This is a genomic window from Bifidobacterium sp. UBA4282 (genome assembly GCF_002394995.1).
GTDB lineage: Bacteria > Actinomycetota > Actinomycetes > Actinomycetales > Bifidobacteriaceae > Bifidobacterium > Bifidobacterium pullorum_B.
In genome coordinates this window covers 9,155-15,650 of record NZ_DGVO01000002.1, presented here as the reverse complement: position 1 = coordinate 15,650, position 6,496 = coordinate 9,155, and the positions used below count along the sequence as shown (strand labels likewise).

Sequence of the window (6,496 nt, the reverse complement as noted above, 5' to 3'; positions counted from 1 at the left end):
GCATCTCGAACTGCGACAAGGTGACCCCGGGCATGCTGATGGCCGCGCTGCGCCTGAACATCCCGACGATCTTCGTCTCCGGCGGCCCGATGGAGGCCGGCACCACCGTGCTGCCCGACGGCACCGTCAAGAAGAACACCGACCTGATCGACGTGATGTACGCCACGGCGGACGACAACGTCTCCGAGGAGGATCTGCTGGCCTACGAACGGACCGTGTGCCCGACCTGCGGCTCCTGCGCCGGCATGTTCACGGCGAACTCGATGAACTGCCTGACCGAGGCGATGGGTCTGGCCCTGCCCGGCAATGGCACCACGCTCGCCTCGCACGCGTACCGTAAGCAGCTGTTCGAGAAGGCCGGCCGCGTGATTGTGGACCTGGCCAACCGCTACTACCATGAGGATGACGCCTCGGTGCTGCCGCGCTCGATCGCCACCAAGCACGCGTTCGAGAACGCGATGACGATGGACGTGGCCATGGGCGGCTCGACCAACACCGTGCTGCATATCTTGGCCGCCGCGCAGTCCGCCGACGTGGACTTCACGCTGGACGACATCGAGCGCATCAGCCACACCGTGCCGTGCATCTGCAAGGCCAGCCCGTCCGGCGAGTGGGAGATCTCCGATGTGCACCGCGCCGGCGGCATCACCGGCATCCTGGGCGAGCTCGACCGGGCCGGCAAGCTGCACCGCGACGTGCATTCGGTGGACTACCCCTCGCTGGAGGCCAAGCTGGATGCCTGGGATATCATGCGGCCCACCTGCACCGACGAGGCCAAGCAGCTGTTCCACGCCGCCCCAGGGCATATCGTGTCCCCCGAGCCGTTCACGCACGAGACGCTGTTCGACTCGTTGGATACCGACCGCGTCAACGGCGCAATCCATGACATCGATCACCCCGCCGTGACCGAGGGCGGCCTAGCCGTGCTGCGCGGCAACCTGGCACCCGACGGCTGCGTGGTCAAGACCGCGGGCGTGCCCAAGGAGATCTGGAAGTTCCATGGTCCGGCGTTGGTTGTGGAATCCCAGGAGCAAGCCATCGAGGTCATCCTCAATGACACGCTGAAGCCCGGTCAGGCGCTGATCATCCGCTATGAGGGCCCGAAGGGCGGCCCGGGCATGCAGGAGATGCTGTATCCGACCTCGTTCGTCAAGGGCAAGGGCATCGGCAAGGAGGTGGCGCTGATCACCGACGGCCGTTACTCCGGCGGCTCCTCCGGCCTGTCGATCGGCCATGTGGCCCCTGAGGCGGCGAACAAGGGTCCGATCGCGCTGGTCCGCAACGGCGACATGATCGACATCGACATCCCCGCCCGTACGATCAACGTGGAGCTGAGCGACGAGGAGCTGAACACCCGCCGCGCCGAGATCGAGGCCGGCGACGGGTATGTGGCGCACCGCGACCGTCAGGTCTCGCAGGCGCTCAAGGCGTACGCCGCGTTCGCCCGTTCGGCGGACAAGGGCGCCACGCGCGATCCCGAGCTGATCAACAAGCTCAGCGGTCTGGCCTGAGCGGTCAAAACCGAGCACCCGCTGAACCACAACGCCGGTTCCCGGTTTTGATAACAGATTGGGGCAGACGGAGTCATTGACACTCCGTCTGCCCCAATCTGTTATGCAACACTCCGTGCCCCATCTGTTTACCGGACAGCGCCGCTCGCGGTATGCCGCAGCAACCGATGGAACCGGGCGGATTCGTTACTCAGTCCAAGCCGTATTCATGTGCAATGACGGACCACAGCTCACCGGCGGCGCGGTCGACGTCGTCATTGACGATGACGACGTCGAATTCGGATTCGGCGGCCAGTTCCACACGCGCGGTCTCCAGTCGCCGATTGCGCTGCTCCTCCGTCTCAGTGCCACGGCCGATCAGCCTGCGGACCAGTTCGTCGAAGCTGGGCGGCGCCAGAAACACCGTCACGACCTCCATGCCGAGCTCCGCGGCACGTTCCTTGACACGGCGGGCCCCCTGCAGATCAATCTCCAGAATCGTGGGCACATTGGCGGCCAGATGATCCAGAACCGGCTGCAGCGGCGTACCGTAATGCGCCATGCCATGCACCACGGCGGTCTCCAGGAACCGGCCGGCCCGTTCCTCGGCGAGGAATTCCCCTTCGGAGACAAAATGGTAGTTCACGCCGTCCACCTCGCCCGGACGCGGGGCGCGGGTGGTGGCCGACACCGACAGCCAGATCTCCGGATGATCGGCGCGCAGCTTGGCCTCCACCGTGCCCTTGCCCACGCCGGCCGGGCCGGTGAGCACGATAAGGCGACCAGTGCGCGGTCCCGCCTCAGACAGGTTGTTCATGTCGTTCACTCGGCGTCATCCTCCGTTTCGTCGGCCTCTTCCTGCGTGGCTTCCATCAGCGCCTGGCGCACATCCAACGCGATGGCCTCGGTGGCCTGCGACAGCGAGGCGATGTCCGGACCATGCGCCGCGATGAACCGGGACACGGTGACCAGCACATTGCCCTTGGTGCCCTTGAACACGGTGCGCAGATCCTTGGCCTCGGCACCCTGCCAGCCATAGCCGGGAGACAGGATCGGGCCGGTGAATTTCGCCGGATCCACGCCGCTGTCATCGATCCACTGGCCGATGGTGGCGCCGATGATCAGGCCGACCGACCCCATGCCGTTGATGCCCTTGTTGAACTTCTGCGCGGTGCTGGCGATGCCGTAGGCCACGGTCTTGCCCTTGTACTCGCCGCTCTGGCGGATGGCGGTCTGCATGCTCGCGCCCTCCTGGTTCGAGGTCAGCGAGGCCACGAACACGCCGCGGCTGTTGTTCAGGGCGTCGTTGATCACGCCCTGCAGCGAGCGTGCGCCGTAGTACGGCAGCAGGGTGATGGCGTCGGCGAGCATCGGCGCACCCGGCTTGAAATAGGCGTCGGCGATGGCCGAGATCGTGGTGGGCAGGCCGCCGTGCAGGCAGTCCACGATGGTGATGATCTCCATCTGGCGGGCCGCATACAGCACACGTTCGAGCGCGGCGAATCCCTTGGACCCGTACCGTTCGAACATCGGCACCTGGAACTTGACCGCGGCGGCGCGTCCGTTCGCGGCCTGCAGCATGCGCATCGCGAATAGTTCGGCGCCGTCGGCGTCCACGTTGTACCCCCAGTCGGTGAGGAGTTTCCGGTGCGGGTCGATGCCCACACACAATGGACCATACTTGTCCATGGAATTCTTCAAGCGCAGACCGAAATCGGACCTGCGCATCTGAATCTCTTCACTGCTGACGGTCTCGGCCATCGTCATCACGACCTTTCCAAGTCGAACAACTGCTGAGCATGCTCCTGGATGCTCATGATCTGATAGTCGTTGCGCTTCACCGCCTCAATCGCCATCAGCACGGCCGAGAACTCGGTCATGGTGGTGAACTGCGGCAAGTCGGCGGCAATCGCCGCGGCGCGGATCGAATAGCCATCCGACCGCGATCCGCGCGAGTTCGGCGTGTTGAGCACCATGTCGATCTTGCCCTCCTCGATGAGCTCGACGACGTTCTTGCCCACGCTGCCTTCGGCGTGCTTGATCTCCACTTGGGCGTCGGCGGAGGTGTCCACACGAGCGGTGATCTTGTCCACGATCTTCGATTCGATGCCGTACCGGCGCAGCACCGAGGCGGTGCCTTCGGTGGCCCACAGCGTGAAGCCGAGCTCCACCAGGCGCACGGCCATCAACGGCAGCTGGCGCTTGTCGGAATCGTTGACCGAGATGAACACGTTGCCGCTGGTCGGCAGGCCACCGTCGTAGGCGGCCAGCTGGCTCTTGGCGAACGCGTGCGGGAAGTCGCGGTCGAAGCCCATGACCTCGCCGGTGGAACGCATCTCGGGGCCGAGCAGGATGTCCACGGTCTTGCCCACCGGGGTGCGGAAGCGCTTGAACGGCAGCACCGACTCCTTGACCGCCACCTGCTGGCCGACATGCATGACGCCGCCGTCGCCCTCGGGCAGCAGCAGCCCGTTGACGCGCTGCTGGGCGATGGTCTCACCGGCCATGATGCGGGCCGCGGCCTTGGCCAGGGCCACACCGGTGGCCTTGGAGGCGAACGGCACGGTGCGCGAGGCGCGCGGGTTGGCCTCGATGACATACAGCGTGTTGGCCATGAACGCGTACTGCACGTTGATCAGGCCCTGCACGCCGCAACCCTTGGCGATGGCGTAGGTGCCCTCGCGCAGACGGCGGATCTGGTCGTCGGACAGCGTGGACGGCGGCAGGGTGCAGGCCGCGTCGCCCGAATGGACGCCGGCCTCCTCCACATGCTCCATGATGCCGCCGATGTACAGCTCCTCGCCGTCGAACAACGCGTCGACGTCCACCTCGATGGCGTCCTGCAGGAACTTGTCGATGAGCAGCGGCGAGGGCAGACGGCCGGAGACCACGGTATCGGCCTGTGCCTCGGCCAGCGCGCGGTTCACGTACTTCTCCAGCTGCGCATCGTCGTAGACGATCTCCATGCCGCGGCCGCCGAGCACATAGCTCGGGCGCACCAGCACCGGATAGCCGATCGAACGGGCGGCCTCCTGCGCCTCCTCCAGGCTCAGCGCGGTGCCGTACCGCGGGGCGTTCATACGGGCCTTCTTCAGCACCTCGCCGAACAGTTCGCGGTTCTCGGCCAGATCGATCGATTCGGGCGTGGTGCCGAGGATCGGCACGCCGGCGGCCTTGAGTCGGGCGGCCAGCGACAGCGGCGTCTGCCCGCCGAGCTGGACGATGACGCCCTTGACCGGCCCCATCTTCTTCTCCGCCTCGTAGATCTCCAGCACGTCCTCGAAGGTCAGCGGCTCGAAGTACAGGCGATCCGACATGTCGTAGTCGGTGGAGACGGTCTCCGGGTTGCAGTTGACCATGATCGTGTCATAATCCTTGCCGAGTTCCTGCACCGCGTGCACGCAGGTGTAGTCGAACTCGATGCCCTGGCCGATGCGGTTCGGGCCGGAGCCCAGGATGATGACGGCCTCGCGCTCGCGCGGGCGCAGTTCGGTTTCGTCGGCGTAGCACGAGTAGTAGTACGGCGTGACCGCATCGAACTCGGCGGCGCAGGTATCCACGGTCTTGTACACCGGGCGCAGACCGAAGGCCCAGCGCAGCTCGCGCACCGTGTTCTCGCCCTCGTCGCCCAGGCCCCGCAGATGCGCGATCTGCAGATCGGACAGGCCGGCCTGCTTGGCCTTCTTAAGCAGTCGGAAGCTCAGCGTTTCGGCGTCGCGCACCTCAAGCGCGGTCTCATTGATGAGCGTGAACTGCTTCAAGAACCACGGGTCGATCTTGGTGGCCTCGAACAGCTGCTCGATGGTGGCGCCGCCCCAGATGGCGCGCTGCAGCTGCAGGTAGCGGTCCTCGGTCGGGGTCTTCATGGCCTTGAGCAGTTCGTTCACCTCAGCCTGGTCCGGACGCTCGCCATCCCAGCTGAAGCCCATATGGCGCTTGTCGATCGAACGCATGGCCTTGCCCAGGGACTCCTGGAAGTTGCCGGCCAGCGCCATCGCCTCGCCCACGGACTTCATCGACGTGGTCAGGCTCGGATCGGCGCCCGGGAACTTCTCGAACGCGAAGCGCGGCACCTTGGTGACCACGTAGTCGATGGTCGGCTCGAAGCTGGCCGGGGTGGACTGGGTGATGTCGTTGCGGATCTCGTCCAACGTATAGCCCAGGGCCAGCTTGGTGGCGATCTTGGCGATCGGGAAGCCGGTGGCCTTGGAGGCCAACGCCGACGAACGGCTCACGCGCGGGTTCATCTCGATGACGATGATGCGACCGGTCTCCGGGTGCACGGCGAACTGGATGTTGCAGCCGCCCGTATCCACGCCCACGCCGCGGATGATGGCGATGCCGATGTCGCGCAGCTTCTGGTATTCGCGGTCGGTCAGCGTGAACACCGGAGCCACGGTGATCGAATCGCCGGTGTGCACGCCCACCGGATCGACGTTCTCGATCGGGCAGACGACCACCACGTTGTCGTTCTTGTCGCGCATCAGCTCGAGCTCGAATTCCTTCCAGCCCTCGATGCCCTCCTCCAGCAGCACCTCGTCGGTCGGCGAGTAGTGCAGGCCTGCGCCGGCGATGCGGTGCAGCTCCTCCTCGTCGTGCGCGATGCCGGAGCCCAGACCACCCATCGTGAAGCTCGGGCGCACCACGATCGGGAAGCCCATCTCCTCGGCGATGCGGTCGACCTCCTCCATCGAATGCGCTATCTCGGAACGCGCCGACTCGGCGCCGGCGTCCTCCACGACCTTCTTGAACAGTTCGCGGTCCTCGCCGCGGTCGATGGCCTCCAGCGAGGCACCAATCAGCTCGACGTTGTACTTCTTGAGCACGCCGGCCTCACCCAGCGCCATGGCGGCGTTCAGCGCGGTCTGGCCGCCCAGCGTCGGCAGCAGCGCATCGGGGCGTTCCTTGGCGATGATCTGTTCGAGAATCGGCGTGGCGATCGGCTCGATGTACGTGGCGTCGGCCATCTCGGGATCGGTCATGATGGTGGCCGGGTTGGAGTTGAC

The 6,496-nt window shown here is 65.7% G+C and carries 4 protein-coding genes; 1 reads left to right on the top strand and 3 read right to left on the bottom strand.

Annotated features, from left to right (window positions below):
• Positions 1-1,511, top strand: a 1,511-nt coding sequence (gene ilvD / locus B4C31_RS00120; protein WP_291530831.1) for a dihydroxy-acid dehydratase, incomplete at its 5' end; no start/stop codon positions are given.
• Between the two features lie 190 nt (positions 1,512-1,701).
• On the opposite strand, the gene gmk is transcribed toward ilvD, so the two are convergent.
• The 3 genes from gmk to carB all read right to left on the bottom strand — a co-directional run.
• Complete coding sequence (gmk, locus tag B4C31_RS00115; RefSeq protein ID WP_291530862.1) at positions 1,702-2,307, bottom strand: guanylate kinase; 606 nt, start codon at positions 2,305-2,307, stop codon at positions 1,702-1,704.
• A 5-nt stretch (positions 2,308-2,312) separates the two neighbouring features.
• Complete coding sequence (pyrF, locus tag B4C31_RS00110) at positions 2,313-3,251, bottom strand: orotidine-5'-phosphate decarboxylase (RefSeq protein WP_291530861.1); 939 nt, start codon at positions 3,249-3,251, stop codon at positions 2,313-2,315.
• Between the two features lie 5 nt (positions 3,252-3,256).
• Positions 3,257-6,496 (bottom strand): carbamoyl-phosphate synthase large subunit (carB, locus tag B4C31_RS00105; RefSeq protein ID WP_291530830.1); only part of this gene is annotated, 3,240 nt, incomplete at its 5' end.